We start from the raw sequence: 20472 nt of genomic DNA on the forward strand, positions 1-20472 counted from the left end.
TTTATCCCTCCAGCTTTAATGACCTGTTTTCTGAATACATTGTGTAAAAGCCAAGCAATAAAAGACCCGAATTCTCCAGAATTTTCTGCCACCCGACCCTGCTTCCAGAAGCTGTTCCGAAGCATCCGCATTCAATATTAAGACCGCGGGAAATGCTGATGACTACGAGCATGCTAAACATTACTAATAAGAAGCTTATAATTGCGGCATTTTCCCTTGCCAGTATCCCGAATACCAAAAGAAGTCCCGAGACTACCTCAATCCAGGGGATTACTACGGCAAGAAAATTAACGAGCACTTCGGGGAAAATTCTATAATCATAAATAGCCTTTGCAAAGGCATTAGGCCCGGAAATCTTCTCCATTCCCGCAATTACAAATACTACTCCAAGCGCCACTCTTGCAAAGAGCAGAAGATATTCATTCTTTAAAATATTTTTCAGTTCCATCTATTTTGAAATGGGATATTCGGCTTCAGCCCAGGAATTCCAGCCGCCGAAAAAAATAAAAACTTTATTGTAGCCCATTAGTGCCAGCTTGTTACCAAGCAGAATGCTCAGTTCGCAGTCCGTTCCCCCGCAGTATGAAACCAGCGGCTCATCTTTGGGAATACGGCTAAGCACCTTTTGATATTCAGCCAGTTTGTTATAAGGAACATTTATAGCGTTTTCAATGTGCCCGCTCAGGAAATCTTCAGCGTCACGGGCATCAATAAAAATAACATTTGCTTCGTGGAGCCTGAGGGCTTCTTTTAGCGAGATGTGTTTTGGTTCACTAGAGACTTGTAAGTTCACGCTTTCACTTTTTAGCAGTTCACCGGATATGTAATTCTTAATGCTGAAGCCGAATAACGGCACTCCTCCCTGTGAGAAATAATTGTACGTTATCCCAAGGCAAAGACTGCTCATGATAATAATTACAACCTTATTGAAGTTAATTTTTACCATTGGATTTATTCATTTTGTGGGAGCTGCATTAACTTTAAGATAAGCTGCTGAAAAATAAGAAGCAAACGCGGTGTGATCTAACAGGCACGTCCCGGCAGGCAGGCCTTAGGTTTTATGGAAGATGGATAATGAGGTATCCATCTTCCTAAGGATATTAACCCTGAAAAGTGAGCTTTATTTTACGTATTTGTCCCAGCCCGTCTTTGCGATCCTGGCTATTACTCCTTCCCGCACGGCCTCCGGAGCCTTTGAATCTGAGACAAAAACCGCCACGAGGAGGTGTCTTCCGTCAGGCAGAGTTACAATTCCAATGTCATTGGTAGCTGCGGCAATTCCTTTTTCTGTGCCTGAGGTTCCGGTCTTGTGTGCCACTTTTGTGTCTTTGGGAAGTAAGCCCTTGATCCTTCTGGAACTGGTTAAAAGGTTAGTCATGTCATCTGAAAGGAGTTTTTCAGTCTCTTTCTTAAATAATCCGCCTTTATAAATTAAATAAAGCAGCCGGACTGCCTCACGCGGTGTAGAGGTGTTTTTGTATTGGACGGAGTAATCCAGCCCCATCTGCTTTTCAGTATTTTTTACATAGATGTCTTTAATTCCCAGGCCTGCAAGATACTTCATTATCTCCCCGGGCCCGCCGCAGAGCCTCATGAGCACATCACTTGCAGTTCCGTCGCTTTCTGAAACGGCATAACGGATCAGGTCAAGGACTTTCATGTGGAAGTTTCCCTTTGGGTTCTTGTCCCTTATCGGGCTATACTGTTTTTTACTGATGAAGTCGCTTTTTTTTACGAGTATCATGCTGTCCAGGCCGAAAAAGCCTTTGTCAACTTTTGAAAGCGCTGCCATTGCAATAGGCAGTTTATAAACGCTCTGCATCGGGAAATTCCCTTCGGCATTCAGCCATGAGGCCTCTCCTGTTTCTGCTAGCATCAGGCCCGCGCCCACGCGCCCCTGAGCATCATTTGCAATCTTTTCTATTTCCTTTTCAATACTTTGCGCATTAAGTGTACTGCATGTGAAAAAGATGAGTGCTGCCGATAAAAAAATATTCAGATGTTTCATAATTTCTTATAACCGGATAATAATTATTTGTTATTTGTTGAATTAAAAGAATTCAAAAAGCTACATCAGTCCCGAGGGAGTCTGCGGGGTGGACAATATCTTTGTGAAGATCTTCCAGCGCTTATCCTGATTATCCTCAGTGCCGGTATTCTTTTCCACATAATCTCTGATCATATCCTGCCCCAGCGTGTAATTTATTACATAGCTTCTGTATTGCTCAATAAACCTGAGCGACCTTTCAGCGCGTTCGCGTGACTGCATGTTATACTTCATTAGCCAATTGATTGTTTCTTCCTTTGTAAATTTCCCGTCCAGGTAATTGCGTGCAGCTTCAGTCATGGCATACTGAAGATTATTGATTAAAGCCCTTAACTTGTAATACTGTTCTGCTTTCGAGGTGTCAAGCCCGGCAAGAGGGTAGAGGACATTCTTCTCAAACTCAAGCCTCTCGTTCCCGGGGAAAATCATATCGACGCCGAAATTCGCGCTTCCTTCGGCTATGAGCGACTGAGGGCTGTAAAGAGGGTAAACTGTAAACTCAACCCAGCCTTTGCCCTTTGAAAGATCCTGCTCTAAGAGGGCGTTATAAACATGATGCCCCGGGTAGCCCTCGTGAGAGGCCAGGCCAAGTGGCGCGTCAATATAAGTCGGGAGCTCTGTGTTTACCTGGATAAGGCTGAATGCATTTCCCTTATACCAGTTGTAGGCGCCCCAAGGCTTATCCGTTACATATTCGACCTTAAAGTTTTCCCCTTTGGGGAGCTTTATGTGTTCAAGCGTTCTTCTCCGGCACTCCTGTATCGCTGCTGAAAAAACGGCATCCAGTTTGTCTTTTGGTATTATTAAATCTTTCCTGAAATTTTCATACCTATCCGAAAGGCTGCCATCCCCGGGCAACAACCTGTTAATTTCCTTTAACTGGTTTTCAAAGTATTCCTTCCCATGCACGGGGGCCACGGCATCGTAAAGAGCCTTCGACTCCTCATCAAACGTCATCTTTTTACCGTTCAGTATTTCAATCCTGGCCCTGACGGCCGAGATCTGATCTTTCAAAAACTTCTGGCGCAATTTTTCAATTTCGCTTAAAGCTTTCGCCGGGATTTTATTCAGACCGCTTAAGAGCCCTTCAGCCTCAGCGCGGAGCTTTTCATACGGGAAATTCTTTTTCTCATCCCCGCTTAATTCAGCAGGCTTCCACTTTTCAGGGCCGTAATATGCATCCACATAGCCGTCATCATATTGTCCTACGTTTAATACCAGCTTAACATATTTTTCGGCAATAGTATCCATCGGTTTATCCTTTGCATAGTATGTTGAAAAAAGAGCGAACAAAATTAAAGTAATTGATGCCAAAGTTGATTTGAGAACTTTCATTACCTGCCTCAATTTTGTAAACAATAACTGTAATATAACAACTGGCAGCCGACTTTGAAAAGACTCCCGGAGTAATAAATGGATACTCCGGAAAGAACGAAGCAACTATTGCGTGACAGGAACTGATGCCAGGGATCCCTGAAGTGATAGAGATCAACAATGCTTTTGTTTCTTAATGCCCGATGTCTTAATTTTCGTTGTGACTTTTGAGATAACATTCAATTATATAGAGGTCCCAAATGAAATTTCGCATCTCTCTCATAACTTTTCTTTTTATTTCAGCAGTTTCAGGGCCCTTGCTCGCCCAGGGCGGGCAAACAACATTACCATTTCTTCTGATGCCGACAAGCGCCGAAATGTATGGAATGGGCTACGCTTCTGTTGCTCTTCCCTCCAGCGACCCGATGATTCCTTTTTATAATCCTGCACAGCTTGGAATGCAGAGTTTTAATAATAACCTCTCAGTTGGTTATAATTCCATCGACTGGCTCCCAAGCTATCGCATGGGGTTGAAATTGACGAGCTTTGCTATTAACGGGGGAATAGACCTGGAAAGATACCTCAAAGAGATTCCCCCTGTCAGCATTGGATTTGGCTATTCAAATATGAAAATGAATTTTGGCAACTTTTTGTATGGTGATGATGGTCTTGGAAGCAGTGGATCTTATGATAAGACCGACAACTTTACGCTTAGCGCTGCAATCAATTACTATATAAAAGCCTCCCTGGGATTTACCTACAAGCATGTTTTTTCTAAACTCGGGGGAAAAATTAAAATTAATGGGGAGCTGAAAGAGGCTTCTGCAACCGCTGATCTATACGACTGGGGTGTTTTCATTCAGGCTCCCGTCTTCCCGATACTTGAAAAAACCATGAACCGCCCGTTTAAAATATATCAAAATATATCTCCTGTTTTTGACCTCACCTTTGGCTTTTCAAACAGCAACCTGGGACAGAATTCTCTCTTCTATATCTCAAAGGATCAGGCCGACCCTCTGCCAAGAATGGCCCGTACTGGAATTGGCCTCCTGGCGGGATTTAAGTATGAGGCCGGAGACGTCTCAATTATGCCTTTAACGGCTAAATGGACCATTGAGGCAAATGACGTTCTCGTAAGCTCCAAAAAAGCGGGAGGATGGGATTATCAGTCCGGATTTGGTGACATCAATTTCTTTAAAGAAGTAATTGCAGGTAAGACAAATTTCCAGACTAAAAAACTTAAGGGTTGGGAACTGAACTTGCTGGAAACAATAAGCCTGTATGGCGGGCGCTTTGAAGAGGACGTTGATATGGGTGGCCGCAGGTTTAACTCAAATGGATGGAGCCTAAGAACTGCTGGATTGTTTAAGGTCCTGAGAATAATGAGTCCAAACCTCTTCGGAAATAACCTTATAAGCTACGCTCTTAACCACCTGGACTTCCGCTACAGCACAGGTAAGGCGACGACAGATTACCCATCTTCTGCAAGCAACGATCAGAAGTTCAGCACGTTTAACGTGATATTTTACGGTCTCTTGAGGAACTGATAGGCTGCTCTAAAATAAATTCAAGCCCGCCGGGGTCATCTCCCGTCGGGCAATTCCTCAGGCTTCCTGCTGGACGGGTTCTTTGATAAGTACCCGTCCAGCAGGCTTTTCAATCCACCTGCGGAAGAACAGGGATATGAACAGACTCACAATGCTCACTGCACAAAGCGTGAATATAAATGACGCCCAGCCGTAATGGTGCATTATTACCCCCGTACTTGTCCCAAACAGGCTTGACCCGGCATAGTAAAACAACAAAAATAAGGATATGGAAACCGGCTTTCCTACAGGAGAATATTGCGCTACAATTTTACTGGCTATTGTGTGAGCCCCGAAGAAGCTTGCCGTAAAAATCCCAAGTCCCAGAATAACCAGAATTAGGCTTGGCGTAAGCATCAAAAGAAGTCCTACGAGTAAAAATGAAACTATTGCCGGGAGCGTTTTCTGTGAACTGAACCTGTCCGACAACACTCCTGCCGACATGGATCCTGCCGTCCCGGCTATGTACATGAGATAAAGTGAAGCCAGTATCTCGTGAGGCAGAAAGAACGGGGATGCCTGCATGCGGAAGGCCAGGTAATTATATATGCTGACAAAGCTCCCGAGGTAGAGCGCCGCAAGAATGTACATGGAAAGCAATAAAGGGTTACGCAGATGCATTCCCATGGTCTTCAGGCCCTTTATAGTATCAGTCTTGTACGGCTTGAAATGCCTGGAGGCCGGAGCCTCAATTACGAAAAGCATCCCGAAAATAAAACATATTGTGCCAATCATGCCTGCTGCCCAGCGCCATGAAAGCCACCCCGTAATGAGCGTTGCAACAATGCGCCCGCTCATGCCGCCGATTGCGTTACCTGTAATATAAAGGCTTGTAGCTTTACCAAGAGCCGAAGGATGGATTTCTTCTGCAATATAAGTCATTGCAACCGAGGCCGAACCTGAAAGGAAAAACCCCTTCAGCATATTGATGGTTATAAGGACAGGGAAAACCGGCACAAAAGAAGAAATTACAGTCAGTACCGATGAGCATATAAGTGCAAGCCCTATCAGCTTCTTGCGCGAAATTCTGTCTGCAAAGAGAGCTCCTGCAAACAGTCCGGCAGCGATCCCGATGGTTGAAAACGAGACCGTAAGGCTGCTTTCAGCGGGGTTGATTGAAAATTCTTTGCCTATTGCGGGAAGTATGGGCTGAAATAAGTAGAGCTGCATGAAACAGGAAAGTCCTGCTAAGAACATTCCTCGTGCAATTTTATTAAATTCTTTACTTTTTTTTGTTACTCTGTTGTCTTCTGGAAGAACAAATTCCTTCATTATCAAAACCAATCATTTAACCGAAATCAGAACTCAAGCAGCATAAATAGCATACTCAAAAATAAAAAACAAACCTACGCATTTTTTAATAAAATGACAATGCATTACGCTGAGGCGTGAGTGGTATTATTGAGGTTCTTTGTCTTAAAAAAGGCCGGATGAGCAAAAAAAATCCGGGAGAAATCAGAGGCCCTCTTTCTCCCGGATTATAGACTGAATCAGCAGTATCTGAAAAAAACTCTAGACTTCTTCCAATACTTCCACTTGAACGTCTTTAGCCGCAGCCTTTTTCTTTGCAAACCTGTGCTGGAATTTTACCTTCAGGTTTTCCATGACCATGTAAACCGAAGGTACAAGAATAAGCGTCAGCATAAGCGAGCTCGTAAGACCGCCGATGATTACCCAGGCAAGTCCGTTCTTGCTTTCAGAGGAAGCTCCCGATGAAATTGCAAGAGGGATCATACCGATAACCATTGCAATAGTAGTCATAAGGATAGGCCTTAATCTTTCCTTTCCTGCTTCTACTAATGCTTCTACTACCGTCCGCCCATCCTCTTTCAGCTTGTTTGTAAAGTCAACGAGCAGAATTGCGTTCTTGGCCACCAGACCCATAAGCATAATTATACCGATGAGCACAAACATTGAAATATTTTGTCCCGCGAGTGCAAGTGCAAGGAGCGCTCCTATTGTTGCTACAGGAAGAGAGAAGAGTACAACAAAGGGATAAAGATAAGAATTGTACAGTGCAACCATTACAAAATAAACCAGCAGAATAGCTGCAACAAGAGCAAAAAGCAGGCTGCTGAAAGCCTCGCTCTGGCGCTGGAGCTGCCCGATATATTCAATGCTGACGTTGTTATTATGTATGTTGGCGGCAACAATTTTCTTTATATCGTCACCTACTGTACCAACAGGGCGGCCGAATACCTGGCTCTGTACTTTAATGGATGACATTCTTCCGTAACGCTCCAGCTTGTTCGGACCAAGCGACTGATAGATGTTTGCAAACTGCCTCAACTCAATTATCTCGCCTTTAGAATTTACAAATGTGATTGAACCCAGGTCATCTATCTTTGTCCTGTCAAACTTATCCATCATTACATTTATGTCGTAGTCAGTTCCGTTTTCGGAATACTGCAGGTTCGTACTGCCTGCAAATGCAAGCTGAAGAGTTGTTCCCACGTCTGCTACTGAGAGTCCCAGCATAGACATCTTGTCGCGGTCGAGTGACACGTGAACCTCAGGCTTGCTTTTCTCAACAGAAAGATTGATGTCGTTAACACCGGGAACGTTCTTAATGAGACCCATTACCTGGTCTGCTGTCTTATATATTTCATTCATGTCAGAGCCTCTTAAGAGGATCTGTATCGGGGCCTCAGCCGTGCCGAACATACCCGCTGCCGCAGCAGTTACTTTCAGGCCCGGTATCTTGGCCAGTATTTCCTGCTTCGTTTTCTCTGCATACTGCTGAACTGAGTAGTTCCTTTCTTTCTTGTCGATAATGGTTACAGTCAGTTCCGACTTCTGCTGATCATTGCTTCCGCCCATGCCTGAGCTCGAATAGCCGACGTTGGCAAACACTTTTGTGACTTCAGGCTTGGAGAACAGGAGCTTTTCCACCTTCTCTGTAAGTATATTTGTCTGATGCAGATTGTTCTGCGCTTCACCTTCAAGCTGGATCAAAAACTCACCGCGGTCACTCTCGGGCATAAACTCACTTCCGATAAAGCCAAAGCCAAGAAGAAGGAATGACGCAATAAATAAAACAAATACCGTGGCTGATACAACGAGCTTATGATTAAGTCCCCAGCGCAGTGTTTTCTCGTAAAGAATAACGAGCTTTTTATAGAGATCTTCAAACCCTAAGGCAATCTTTCCCATCAGTGTACCGCGTGTCAGCCTTTCAATCTTGCTGAACCTTGAGGCAAGAAGGGGAGTAATGGTAAAAGATACAAAAAGGCTCATGAGTGTAGAGAATACTACAACCAGTGAGAACTCCCTTATGATGTTTCCGATCATGCCGGAGATGAGCGCCATAGGAACGAATACCACAACGTCCACCATGGTAATTGCAACTGCTGTAAACCCTATTTCATTTCTTCCGTCTAAAGCGGCTTTCTTCTTGTCCTTGCCCATGGCAAGGTGCCTGTAGATATTTTCAAGCACAACTATCGAGTCGTCAACCAGGATACCGATAACAAGCGAAAGAGCCATCAGCGTCATGATATTCAGCGAGAAGTTGAAAATATACATGCCTGTAAATACCGATATGATTGAAGTCGGAATTGAAACAAGCACAATAAGTGAGTTTCTGAATGAATGCAGGAATAAAAACATTACTATTGCAACAAGCAGAATTGCAAGGCCAAGATCCTCCATAACGGCGTCTGCAGATGCCAGCGTATAGACCGAATTGTCAGACGCAATATCGAACCTTACGCCGCTTGATTGATACTGCTGCTCTATTACCTTAAGCTCATTTTTTACAAGCTGGCTTACTTCAACCGAATTGGCATCTGACTGTTTTTGTATCATGATACCGATTGAGTTTTCGCCGTTGATTCTGTTGAGTGCCGTGTATTCGGCAATACCGTCAACTATTTCGGCCACGTCTGAAAGCCTTATGTCACTTCCGCCCGGCGTGTGGTAAACAATGACGTTCTTCAGCTGCTCAAGTGAGGCAACTTTGCCCGAGAGGCGTACAGTGTACTGGCTCTTGCTGCCTTCAATCTTGCCGGTTGCAAACTGCATGTTTGAACTGCTTACTGCGGCATAGAGCTGCGCTATGGAAATTTTGTATGCGGCAAGCTTGTCCCTGTTCACATTTATTCTTATTTCGCGCTCATCACCGCCAAGAATAGTTACCATACCAACACCGCTCAGCTTTGCAAGCTGCGGCTTTATCTGGTCCTTAGTAAGCTGGTAGAGCTTTGTTGCAGGAATTTTACCGTATACGCCAAGTTTAAGTACAGGAATCTCATCTGTTGAAAACTTTAGCAGAGATGGAGTTTTTGCGTCTTCAGGCAGCTGGTATAAAACTCCGTTAACTTTCCTCTGCGCATCCTGAAGTGAAAGGTCGACATTTGTATTTGGAACGAGTTCCAAAACTATGGCCGAATATCCTTCCATCGAAGAGGAACTCATGCTCTTTACGTTTTCGAGCGCTGAAAGGGCATCCTCAAGTTTTTTGGTTACTGAGTTCTCAACCTCACCTGCAGATGCTCCAGGATATACTGTAGTTATTGCTACTATAGGTACATCCACCTTTGGTATCAGGTCATAATTAAGCTTTGAGTAGCAAAGCAGACCAAGCAAAGAAAGAGCAGTAAATACAATAACTACCAGTGTAGATCTTTTTATAGCTAATTCAGTTATAGTCATGTCTGTCTTTAATTATTATTATTAAGAATTTTAATTGATTTGTTGTCTGCCAGGTTTACCTGGCCGCTTACGATAACTTTGTCGCCTTCGTTAAGTCCTGAAACAACTTCCAGTGATTCATTGCTCTGGCGTCCGATTGTAATACTCTTTAAGAGGGCTTTGCCGTTGGATGCAACAAATACCTTTGCATCCTTGATGCTCCCCTGAAGGGCTTCACGCGGTATAAAGAGCCCCGTTCCTGACTGGGCAACGGAAATCTCAATGTTGACAAATGTACCGGCCTTTAAGGGATTCTTCTGGCTGTTTGCCACTTCAATTTCAACAGGGAAGTTGTGTGCATTGTCTCCCTGAGGGCTTACAAAACTAATCTTGCCCGTGAAAGTTGCGCCCGGATAAATGTCTGTTGTTATTTTAACATTGTCGCCTGTATGCAGGTAGTAAACATTTGTTTCAGATACGTTTACTTTTACTTTAAGTTTTGAAATATCCATTATGGTTGCAATTGGGGTTCCCAAATTAACAAACGCCCCTTCTTCAACCATTTTCTTTGTAATTATTCCGCTAATAGGGGCGGATATCTGTGTATAGGCCAGCTGCTTTTCAGCCTGTTCCATCTGGTTTTTGGCAGCTTCATAGCCGATTCGTGCGTTGTCGTAGACCTGTTCCGAGGAAACCCCTTTATTGTAAAGATTTTCTGTACGTGTGAGATCCTTCTTCAATCTCTCAGCTTCAATCTTTGCAGTTCCATATGCGAGTCTCTTTATTTTGTCGTCGATTATTGCAATTACAGTTCCCTTGTTGAAGTGCTGCCCCAGCTCGAACTTTCGTGCTATGATCTTGCCCGATGTCTCTGCGGCAATGTCAACTTCTTTATATGGATAAAGTGTGCCAGTAAGGTTCAAAGTAAAAGAAGAAGATTTTCTTTCCACGCTGGCTGTAGTTACGGAAACCTGCTCGGTGGTAAGGTTCTGCTTTTGTGATACTATTTTTTCTCTGTTTGCTTTTAATCTTGCAGCGGCAAGAATTACTATCAGAAGGACTATTATAATAGATATTGTTTTTTTCATGTTTTGTCACTTAAGATTATTGATTAAATTGGTACAGTTCCTGTTTTTTTTGTGAAATAACTAAATGCTGTTAATATATCTTTCTACCATTCTTACATAAAGGCCGTGAAAGTCTTTCATATGCGGGTGGTCCTTATCTGACCTCAGATTAAAGGATATGGCCCCGTGGCACAGGCACAAGAATGCGAAAATAAGCTCCCAGACCGTTTTTTCGTCTTTCCCGGAGATCTTTGTCATCGTGCTTTTCATCAGCTCCATTATTGATCTCATGGTTTCGTTTGGCGCAGTGCGTTCAAGGTGAAACATCAGCTGAAAGAGTTCTTTATGTTCAAGGGCAAAATCCAGGAAAATCAGTGAGATTTTTGTCATCAGGCGCTTGGGGTCCGATTCTGTCTGACTGGCTTCGGTAAACTGCTTCCTGATTATTTCAAAGCCCGAATATACCAGGCCTTTTAAGAGATCTTCCTTGTTATCAAAGTACTCGTAGACAATCGGGGGGGTATATTCCACTTTATCGGCAATCCTGCGTATGGTTACTGCCTGCCATCCCTCTTTTGCGGCAATTTCTCTTGCGGCATCAAGGATCTTTGAGCGGGTTTCTTCCTTTTCCCTCTGTCTCCTTTCGATATGGCTCATTTTAACTCTGTAATAATTTCTAACATTGTTAGATACAAACTTACTAAAAAGTTGCCACGCCAGTCAACACTCTGGAGCAAAAAAGGGAAAATTAATCTTCAGGAGGTGTGAAAGGCCCGGGGACCTGAATAAAAAAAACCCGGGATAACCTGTCCAGGGTTTTTAAGTTTATAAAAAAAGTTCACTAAAATCTTTTTACGCAACGGACGATTCAGGCTCTTTTTCAACACTTTCTTCTTCATTAAAGACTACCGTAAAGGTGCTTCCAACGCCTTTTGTGCTTTTAACCAGAATTTCAGCGTTGTTGAACTCGCAGTATTTTTTTACCAGTGCCAGGCCAAGGCCATTTCCCTCAAATTTCCGCCTGTAGCCCTGTTCTTCCTGAGAAAATGGCATAAATAGCTTTTTCTGATAATCCTCAGACATTCCGATACCAGTATCACTTACATCTATGCAGATTTTTTCTGTCTCAGGCCTGTAAACACTGAGACTTATCTCGCCCGAATTTGTATACTTGATGGCATTGTGTAAAAGATTCACCAGAATCTGATTTATGGTATAAAGGTCACCGTTTATGACCGCGTTTTCAGCTGCATTCCTGATATTAAGTTTAAGATTCTTAACGTCCGCCATGGAGGAAAATTCATTCTTTATGTTGCGGATGACATCTTTTTCCAGGTCAATTTCCTGATAATTGCATTCGAAACGCCCGGTCTGGATTTCCGACATATTGAGTATCATATCAATCGTCCTGATCATTCTTCGGGAACTGCTGTCAATTGCGCTGAAGCTGAACTGCATATCCTCGCTTAAAGGCTTTTCGACCTCTTCCTTAATCAGGGAAATGTAGTTAAGAATTGTATTGATGGGGGTTCTTATTTCATGCGACATCTGCGCCAGGAATTCAGTTTTCAGCCTGTCGGATTCCTCCGCCTTTTCTTTTGCAGCTCTTAGCTCCTCTTTAACCTTTTTAATCTTCACTATCTCGTCTTTCAGCCTTTCATTCGCATCAGCCAGTTCAAGCGTTCTGTCTGTTACCATATCCTCCAGGTTATTCTTAATTTTCCTCAGCTCTTCTTCAATTCTGCTCCTTTCAGCTATCTCATCTATAAGTTCTTCTTTCTGCCTGAAAAACTTTATTATTAAAGAAGAAAGCTTTCCGAATTCATCTTTCTTAGCCTGAAGCCTGGAAATAAAATCAGGATTTTCCAGCTGCAGGCTCCTCGCTATCTGCCTAAGGGGATTGCTGACTGTAACAAGGAGGAAAACTGATGAAAAGACCATCACCAGCGCTATAAAAATAATAATTGATATAAATTGAACGTTTGCCGAAGCCTCAACTTTGCTGATCATTGAAAAGGTCCTTTCAGACCTTATTGTGCCTGCAGGCTTCCTGTCCCATGTATAGAGTTCAATATGATTCATGATTGTTGAATTGTTACTGGTTTCGTAAAGCGGAGTGCCGGGCAGAAGGCTTGTCTTTGAAGAAGTCAGCAGGTCTAATTTATTCAGGTAAGACTTCGAGAGTAATCTTCCGGTAAAAAAATAACCCGACGGAGGGAGCTGCCTTAACGTATCTCTTGAAGGCTGAACCGGTGAGCCGAAGACTTCCATCAGTCCATTCGAAACCGGCAGAAAGAAATGACTGAATTTTTCCCTGGATATTAGTTCTGTAAATTTGGGATTCTTAACAGGAGGTCCGGCCTCGGAGGCGGGCATATTCCGTCTTTTCGAATATACCAGGGATAACTCACGGGAATATATCCAGATATAATTTGCATCAAAAGTGCTAAGCCCGGGATCAATATTTTCCTCGGCCCAATTTTTATCGGGAGTTTTTATAAATTGGACCATTTCATCCCACAGAGAATAATCCCTGGTAATAGCTTCCAGGCTTTTGCCGGTCATACTAAAGGATGCATTTAATAATTTTGCCTGCTCCTTTTTCTGATCGTTCAAAAGATCTTTTATCTTATCGTTTTCGGAAAGTCTGAACAGAACGATACCCGTTGAAAATATCACTCCTATGCCCAGCATTAACAGGAACATCTTAATCTGAATGCTTGCTTTCAAATTTCCCCCAAAAAGAATTTGAGTAAATACAGATTTCACTGAACTAAGATAGGTAACCGGGATTCAATATTATCAAATAAGAACTTATTTGTCTACCGGGATAAACAGAGCCCTTTAGCCAAAAATTAAAATTTCCATTCCGTTTAGACATCTGAGACCGGCAAAAAGTTCAGTTTCCAACGGTTTCTTTACATTTTATTTCATTATTATCATTTTTTTAGAGGCCGAATTTTGTCCCTGGCTTAATCTGTAAAGATAAATACCGCTTGGCAATGATAAGGCCTGCGAATTAAAGGACACCGTATAACGTCCGGGTCCTTTTACCTCATTGACCAGAGTTGTAACCTCTTTTCCTAGTATGTCAAATACCTTTAACTCTACAAAGCCCTCCTGCGGAACTTCATAACTTATTGAAGCCGATGGATTAAAGGGATTCGGGAAATTCTGCATGAGCATAAAGCCGGCCGGCAGAGTTTCCTTACTGGCTAAGGGGCTTATATCTCTTTTGCCGATCACGAACCAGGTGGGGTAAGTTGCATCTATAACATAGGGCTTGCCCGGGCCATCGGGCTCAAGAAAATTGCTCTTTAAGGCTATCTGATCGACTGTCTGATGTGTAATGCCTGAAATGGTTCCGGTATTATGAAATGCAATTGTCCTGTCATTAGCTGAGTAAGTAGGGTACCCTATAACCGGTAGAGGCCCGGCTACAGTTGCAACATTCCCGGTATTAAAGTCGGCTGCCCGCACATAGTCCTGCTTTTTGTTTTCATCGATGTAGTCGAATGTAAAACGTGTTGTGGAGGTCTTGGAGAAGGACGGGTTTGCAACGCTTATGCCTTCGCTCTGCGGAGGAAAGACTGCCTCCATGTATCCTGTTTCTATGTTCAGTAAGTTGATGTTCCAGAAACTGAGTGTGCCGCCGGTAGACTGTTTCAGTTCATTATATGCATCAAAGAGGAGGAATTTTCCCGAAGGCTCAAATGAAAGCTCATCTGCATAAAGCGCTGTCTTTGCATCGGCAGCATCATATGACTTTGTAGCGATCTTAAAGGCTTTGTAAGTCTGATTGATCAGATCAATGTAATAAATTGTCGTATCCTGGTACATTGATGTCAGGGCAAGTGAGGTCAATCCCGGACCGATTGCCACGCTGCCCCAGACTCCGCTGGAATCAAGAATAGTCTCCTGCGTATTATCTGGGTTTGCAAGAAGCGCCCTTAAATTATTATTCTGATCGACAAAAACAACAAGCCCTGTTGCATCCGAGACTGCCGGACGGTTGCTAACGGGCGTTTGTGATAAAGCAAAAAAGTCGGAATTTGAAGTTATCGTAGTTTTTGCCATGTAGATTGAATTCGGGTCTGAAGGTTCGGTATTCGTCATGAGTATCCACTCCGCCCCTTCCAGTGTGCTTGGAGGCGGGGGAGGTGTTCCGCCGTCTTCTTTAACTCCAACAGCTTCCCAGGCATTTTTTACCTGCTGAAGCTGAGGACTGTTTTCACCAAAAAGATCAGCGGCGGCTCTTTCTGTTGCAATGCGTGCATCAGTAAACTGCGAGGATTTGGTCAGATAAAGTGTCAGCGCCCTGTACCATATCATTCCGGCCTCAGATCTGCCGAGGCTCCGGGCCACCTTGCAGAAAGCATAGTTCGGGATGCCGCTGTTTGTATGAACCCCTCCGTTATCTCCATCTGTCTGAACGAACTCACTCATATTTTCAGGCTGCCAGGCGTGTTCACCCTCTGAAGCCCCGTTGTGCGGATTTGACATATCCCTTAAACATCCGGCTGGAAATTCCTGAAAGTCTTTTACTATCGTTTCTCCCATCTGCCAGTTTAAGGTATCTACCAGCGCGCCGAAAACATCGGAGAAAGACTCATTCAGGGCTCCCGACTGATATTGATATTCCAGTCCTGCTGAATACTGTGTAATGCCGTGAGTCATTTCGTGAGCCGCTACATCGAGTGCTCCGGCAAGAGGCTTGAAAGAGCTTCCGCCGTCGCCATAACACATAATCATGCCCGACCAGAAGGCATTGTCCATTGACTCGCCATTACTCGTTACGTGCACTGTAGAATATATGGTCATCCCGTTATCATCAATTGAATTCCTTTTGCAGAAATTGAGGAAATACTTGTAAGTTAATATTGCATTATAATGAGCAGAAACAGCGGCCGGATCATTCCATTCATTCCCCTCTGAGGTTACAAAATATAAAGGCGACGTGCCGTCAAAATCATTATTTCTTAAGTCCAGGGAAACAATTGCGCCAATCATTCCGTCTGGAATTACTGACATTGCGTCGTTATACATCGGCTCGGATGCATCTGCAAGGAAGTAACCAGTCCCGAATTGATAAACCGGGAAAGTCCTTTGTACTCCGTCCAGGTCTTTTCCGCTCCCGGTTTTAGGCCCGTCATAACTAATATTGTTGTATGAATGAAGTATATCTCCTGAACCGGCATCAATGAAGTAATACCAGTCCTGTGACAGGTCTGCCCTTATCTCAACAAACCATGCAAGGTGGGGTATGTGGTTCCTGTCGTGCCAAATAATTTTCTTCGTAACAGGCCCGTTATATTTTATTATCTTTGCCAGTGCGGGAGGAAATTCTGTTATTGCAGTCTTTCCCCTGAGGTCCGACATTGCTTCTTCAAGGGCACGGGAAGAGCTGACACTTCCTTTTACATCCGCAATCATCTCTGGCGTCGGCTCATATATGCCGTTCATGGAAATTATTCTGCCGGCGTTGTCAAGATGAACAATAATTTCCCTGGCCCATACCTCAAGGCCCCTATAAGTCTGAATATATTTCAGATGGGACATGCTAAACTGGTCCGTCTTTTGGCTTGTAAGACGGAATTCATTTGCGGGATCTTTAATCTTCAGAAGCGTTTTATTTTCCATCAGGAAATTAGCGGTACTTTCTGACAAATTTCCTTTTGGAACAGTTCTATTCATCCTGCTGTTTGAACTGCTGTTAAATTCAATGTAGCGTGGTGTACCCGATTCCTTGTTCCAGAAAATTTTTCGGGGATTATCCGATGCCCCGGGCCCGGGAAGAGGAAGATTCATGTTCATTTGCCCTGGAGCAAAAGAATAGGTCTTAATACCTGCACTTAATCCGTTTCTCTGCAGGAAAGAATTAAGATTTCTTCCTATGCTCATCAGGGAAACGGAACCCGGATGAGAATAATTTTTTTTGTGAGTCCTTTTACCTTCTAAATTATGCCCTGAAATATCAGTTAAAAGTAAAAATAAAAGAAATAACAAAAAGCCAAGCTTCTTTTCCATAATTCCCCCGAATATTGTTTGTGATCTGAAATCCTCCGCTTGTGCCGGCGAAAAAGTCCTTGCTGCCGAGAGTCACTCCTGGATTTTTTTGGCCGCTATGATTTGGGGAGATATTACCTGAAGGGCATCCGCTTTGGATGACGAGATGTGAAATTGCCGCTCTCTGAGATAATCTGACATTTTCCCAGCCCTTTATTTAACGAGATATAAGAAAATTGAAACAGAATATTAAGGTGAATTTTTCGACCCTGGGGGTTAAAAAATTATGAGGCAGAAAGAAAAAAGCCCGGAGACAGGAGCCCGGGCTTTTTGGGTAAAGTAAGAGCAAAGTTTATTTTAATACGGTCAGCTTTTTGCTTTCTCTGTATCCTCCTGCCTGAATTGTATATATGTACATCCCGCTTGGAAGAGATGATGCGTTAAACCCAGCTGAATGAGTCCCCGCCTGTTTTAGCCCGTTTACAATTGATGTTACTTCACATCCCAGGAGATTATAAACCTTCAGACTTACAAATTCCTGCCGGGGAATGGTATAGCTTATTGTAGTTGAAGGGTTAAACGGATTAGGATAATTCTGTGAAAGTGAGTATGAATAAATAACTCCGTTATCAATGCCATCATCAAAACCTGACTGAATTTCAGTGTAAACTGAAAGCCCGCTGTTAAATGTTCCGATCCATTTAGAATTGTTCTTGTCAGAGACGATTGAAGTAATATAACTGCCTGTAATAGATGGATTGAGTGTATCTATGCACGTCCAGGCCGAAGTATTAAATTTTTCCAGGCAGGTTTCTGTCCCAATCCATTTCTGGTTCTGTCCGTCTATATGAATTGCATGAATATAGTTGTTCTTCAGCTCAGAGTTTGAAGTATTATAAATATCGCAGTTTAATCCGTCATGGCGTACAAGCCCCTGGCCCTTGGTTCCAACCCACATGATCCCATTCTTATCGAAAGTGACCGACTGAACGTTGTTGCCGGGAAGGGGGGAGTTGTCTTTATTGTAGACAATCCAGTTTTTCCCGTCAAAAACTGCAAGGCCGTTATCCGTGCCGAAGAATTTATAATCCTGGCTGTTTACCGCAATGCAGTTTATATGATTGCTGGGAAGGGGAGAATTTCCTGTGTTGTAAAATGTCCAGTTAGTGTCGTCAAACTTTGCCACACCGCCATATATCATCCCCGCCCATTTGCTGCCCTCGTTATCGATTGCAACCGAGGTGACAGTTCTGTAAGGCAGGGGGGACTTTATGCTGTCATATATAGCCCAGTTTTTCCCGTCAAACCTTACGAGGCCAAGGCAGTACGTTGCGATCCATACGGTATTCTGCCCTTCAATTGTAACTGCAAGCGGATGCGGGCACGTAAGGGCAGAGTTCGTTTTATCGTAGATGCTCCAGTCATTCCCGTCAATTTTAACGAGCCCTTTTTCAGCTGCAATCCATTTTACTCCGAAAGAATCTATGGCTATACTGTTTATCTGGTTGCTCGGAAGCTTCGAATTTGTGCTGTTGAATGTAACCCACTCCTTGTTCTGACTAAAAGCATGAGACGTCACAAGTAATAATAAACAGAAACATATTCTCTTCATATTATACTCTCCTGTTATAATTGTTATTTAAGCATTATCATTTTTATAATCCTTTCTGTTACTTTTCCATTTATTGTTATGGCTTCCATTTTACAAATATAAGTCCCGCTTGCAGCCTGACTATTATTGAAGTCTTTTCCGTCCCAGACTACATTCTGGTATCCCGCCGTCTGAGAACTAAAAGTAAAGCTCTTTATTGCCACACCTAACATATTAAAGATCGTAAGCCTTACGCTGGCAGCTTCAGGCAGCGCGTATCTTATTGTGGTTGCTGGATTGAACGGATTCGGAAAATTCTGAACAAGTTCAAAATCCTTAATTACAGATCCCTTTTCACTTACAGAGGTAACTGTAACCGATGCCGTATTGCTGTAATCTGATTCGCCGCCACCGGCAACTGCCTTTATCCTGTACTCATAGCTGCCCGGAATTGCGAGGCCGGTATCAATAAATTCAACGCTGTTTTCCTGTGTGGTGGCTACTTGTATGAAACCGGATCCGGATTTCCTTTCAATTACATACCCGGTCTCGCTTTCTGAGTTGTCATTCCAGGTAAGCTTTGTCTGATTTTTGTCTTCAGGTGATGCCTTCAGGTTGTCAGGCGCATTGAAAACTGTTGTGAACTTCCAGACCGGCGACCATTGCGTCTTTACGCTTCCATTCATGCCCTGAACCCGCCAGTAATACTGCCTGAAGTCTGTAAGGCCTTTTACTTCTTTTACTGTATCGGTTATTGCTGAATCCTGTATTACAGGGTGCAGGAATGTGCTGTCTGAAGCAATTACAAGTTTGTAGCTGTCGCAGAATGCTCCTTTATTCCAGCTGAGCCTGATATCGAGGGGTTGTTTCATGGAATTGTTTACCGGCTTTAACTGATTTGGAACCGACAAGGCCGCAATCTGAAATTTCCCGCTTGTTATTCCCTGTATCTGTGAATTTGAGATGGATTCAATTCTGATGACACACGAGGAAGAGGATACTTCAGGCACAGTAATGTCTTCAGATCCGTCGTTTGCAGTATTTAAGACAAGGTCAACCGGGAATGTTGCGCCTCCGTCTGTGGAAAGCCTGATGTTTACATTTCCCGAAACGTTGCTTGTAGCCCAGGTTATTTTTTCTTTGCTCCCGGTTATCCATCTGGTTTGGTTTCCGGGTTCAGAGACAATAATGACGGGAGGAATATTAACTCCGTTCTCATTAAAAACTGCAATACCACCGCGTCCTGTCCCGATCCATTTATTGCCGTATTTGTCAACTGCAATTGTTCTTACATATTTATCCGGAAGTCCGGAGTTGGCAGTGTCATAGAATGTCCACTTGTCGCCTTCAAACCTTGCCACCCCGGTTGAGTCCATCCCGAGCCATTTTATATTCCTGTTCTCAAGCGTAACACAGGCAACCCAGTTGTCATGGATAGGACTCCTTGCCTTGTCAAACTTTGTAAATGTTGTGTCATGCAGCCTGAAGAGCCCGCAGCTGAATGAGGCTATCCATTTATCGTTATTTTTATCGATGGCAATGGAAAGCGAGGCATTGCAGGAGAGGTTGGAATTGTATTTATTTTTTATCTCCCAGTTTACTCCGTCAAATCTTGCAAGCCCCCCGCCGTTTGTGCCGATCCAGGTATTTCCAAGGCTGTCGGCGGCAAGCGAATAGACAAAATTTACAGGAAGCGGGGAATTTTCCTTAGTATATACAACCCAGATGTCATTTTCAACCCGTACAAGGCCCTTGTCACCGGTCCCTATCCACATTACTCCTTTAGGGTCAATTACAAAAGAAGCCACCCAGTTGCTGGGCAGAAATGAATTTGATGTGTTCCAGTTTGTCCAGGTCTTACCGTCAAACTTGTAGAGCCCTCCGGATTTAGTGCCGATCCATTTATTGTTATCTTTATCAACATAAACGACGCGAACAAAATCATTGCTCAGGCCTGAGTTCTTAGAGTTGTATATTGTCCAGTTTGTGCCATCAAATCTTGCAAGTCCGTAGCCATCAGTCCCTATCCATTTTACCTCCTGATGATCGATAGCTATTGAAGATACGTTGTTATTGGGCAGGCGTGAATTTGCGCCGTTGAAATAAATCCAATGTGAGCTCTGTGAAAAGAGCATATTGCTGAATAAAAGAAAAAGAGACAGTAACATCTTTTTCATGGCGACTCCTTAGTTTATATAATTAATCTTAGTCATTGGAAATTAAAGGGGG

Annotated in this window: 13 protein-coding genes; 1 reads left to right on the forward strand and 12 read right to left on the reverse strand. The window is 43.4% G+C overall.

Annotated elements, in window-relative coordinates; translation table 11 throughout:
• Position 1: 1 nt before the first annotated feature.
• From HF312_04730 to HF312_04745, 4 genes are all read right to left on the reverse strand, one after another.
• The gene (locus HF312_04730) at positions 2–448 is read right to left on the reverse strand and encodes a DoxX family membrane protein (protein MCU7519498.1); all 447 of its coding nucleotides are present in this window, start codon (positions 446–448) and stop codon (positions 2–4) included.
• Entirely contained in the window at positions 449–946 is a 498-nt protein-coding gene (locus HF312_04735; GenBank protein ID MCU7519499.1) for a rhodanese-like domain-containing protein, read from the reverse strand. It lies immediately after the preceding gene.
• A 174-nt stretch (positions 947–1120) separates the two neighbouring features.
• Positions 1121–2008 (reverse strand): class A beta-lactamase, encoded by an 888-nt coding sequence (gene bla, locus HF312_04740; protein MCU7519500.1) that lies wholly within the window; start codon positions 2006–2008, stop codon positions 1121–1123.
• Between the two features lie 60 nt (positions 2009–2068).
• Positions 2069–3298 carry a hypothetical protein gene (locus HF312_04745; GenBank protein ID MCU7519501.1) on the reverse strand — a complete coding sequence of 410 codons (1230 nt, stop codon included), beginning with the start codon at positions 3296–3298 and terminating at the stop codon, positions 2069–2071.
• 323 nt (positions 3299–3621) lie between these two features.
• On the opposite strand from HF312_04745, the gene HF312_04750 reads away from it, so the two are divergent.
• Positions 3622–4908: a hypothetical protein gene (locus tag HF312_04750; protein MCU7519502.1), complete on the forward strand. Its 1287-nt coding sequence runs from the start codon at positions 3622–3624 to the stop codon at positions 4906–4908.
• A gap of 57 nt (positions 4909–4965) precedes the next feature.
• On the opposite strand, the gene HF312_04755 is transcribed toward HF312_04750, so the two are convergent.
• The 8 genes from HF312_04755 to HF312_04790 all read right to left on the reverse strand — a co-directional run bounded on the left by HF312_04755 (position 4966) and on the right by HF312_04790 (position 20420).
• Complete coding sequence (locus HF312_04755) at positions 4966–6117, reverse strand: MFS transporter (GenBank protein MCU7519503.1); 1152 nt, start codon at positions 6115–6117, stop codon at positions 4966–4968.
• A gap of 342 nt (positions 6118–6459) precedes the next feature.
• Positions 6460–9600 (reverse strand): efflux RND transporter permease subunit, encoded by a 3141-nt coding sequence (locus tag HF312_04760; protein MCU7519504.1) that lies wholly within the window; start codon positions 9598–9600, stop codon positions 6460–6462.
• A gap of 8 nt (positions 9601–9608) precedes the next feature.
• Entirely contained in the window at positions 9609–10667 is a 1059-nt protein-coding gene (locus tag HF312_04765; GenBank protein ID MCU7519505.1) for an efflux RND transporter periplasmic adaptor subunit, read from the reverse strand.
• A gap of 60 nt (positions 10668–10727) precedes the next feature.
• On the reverse strand, positions 10728–11303 hold the full coding sequence (locus HF312_04770) for a TetR/AcrR family transcriptional regulator (GenBank protein MCU7519506.1): 576 nt from the start codon (positions 11301–11303) through the stop codon (positions 10728–10730).
• Between the two features lie 195 nt (positions 11304–11498).
• Positions 11499–13376, reverse strand: a complete 1878-nt coding sequence (locus HF312_04775) for a hypothetical protein (protein MCU7519507.1) — start codon at positions 13374–13376, stop codon at positions 11499–11501.
• A gap of 195 nt (positions 13377–13571) precedes the next feature.
• Complete coding sequence (locus tag HF312_04780; GenBank protein MCU7519508.1) at positions 13572–16673, reverse strand: T9SS type A sorting domain-containing protein; 3102 nt, start codon at positions 16671–16673, stop codon at positions 13572–13574.
• 331 nt (positions 16674–17004) lie between these two features.
• The gene (locus tag HF312_04785; GenBank protein MCU7519509.1) at positions 17005–18264 is read right to left on the reverse strand and encodes a T9SS type A sorting domain-containing protein; all 1260 of its coding nucleotides are present in this window, start codon (positions 18262–18264) and stop codon (positions 17005–17007) included.
• A gap of 23 nt (positions 18265–18287) precedes the next feature.
• The gene (locus tag HF312_04790; GenBank protein MCU7519510.1) at positions 18288–20420 is read right to left on the reverse strand and encodes a T9SS type A sorting domain-containing protein; all 2133 of its coding nucleotides are present in this window, start codon (positions 20418–20420) and stop codon (positions 18288–18290) included.
• Positions 20421–20472: the final 52 nt, after the last annotated feature.

Source organism: Ignavibacteria bacterium (assembly GCA_025612375.1).
Classification (GTDB): Bacteria; Bacteroidota; Ignavibacteria; order Ignavibacteriales; family SURF-24; genus JAAXKN01.

Bases quoted from the DNA above. Each gene is read 5' to 3' on its own strand.
- HF312_04730 (MCU7519498.1), bottom strand. From the start codon at position 448: ATGGAACTGAAAAATATTTTAAAGAATGAATATCTTCTGCTCTTTGCA.
- HF312_04735 (MCU7519499.1), bottom strand. From the start codon at position 946: ATGGTAAAAATTAACTTCAATAAGGTTGTAATTATTATCATGAGCAGT.
- bla (MCU7519500.1), bottom strand. From the start codon at position 2,008: ATGAAACATCTGAATATTTTTTTATCGGCAGCACTCATCTTTTTCACA.
- HF312_04745 (MCU7519501.1), bottom strand. From the start codon at position 3,298: ATGGATACTATTGCCGAAAAATATGTTAAGCTGGTATTAAACGTAGGA.
- HF312_04750 (MCU7519502.1), top strand. From the start codon at position 3,622: ATGAAATTTCGCATCTCTCTCATAACTTTTCTTTTTATTTCAGCAGTT.
- HF312_04755 (MCU7519503.1), bottom strand. From the start codon at position 6,117: ATGCAGCTCTACTTATTTCAGCCCATACTTCCCGCAATAGGCAAAGAA.
- HF312_04760 (MCU7519504.1), bottom strand. From the start codon at position 9,600: ATGACTATAACTGAATTAGCTATAAAAAGATCTACACTGGTAGTTATT.
- HF312_04765 (MCU7519505.1), bottom strand. From the start codon at position 10,667: ATGAAAAAAACAATATCTATTATAATAGTCCTTCTGATAGTAATTCTT.
- HF312_04770 (MCU7519506.1), bottom strand. From the start codon at position 11,303: ATGAGCCATATCGAAAGGAGACAGAGGGAAAAGGAAGAAACCCGCTCA.
- HF312_04780 (MCU7519508.1), bottom strand. From the start codon at position 16,673: ATGGAAAAGAAGCTTGGCTTTTTGTTATTTCTTTTATTTTTACTTTTA.
- HF312_04785 (MCU7519509.1), bottom strand. From the start codon at position 18,264: ATGAAGAGAATATGTTTCTGTTTATTATTACTTGTGACGTCTCATGCT.
- HF312_04790 (MCU7519510.1), bottom strand. From the start codon at position 20,420: ATGAAAAAGATGTTACTGTCTCTTTTTCTTTTATTCAGCAATATGCTC.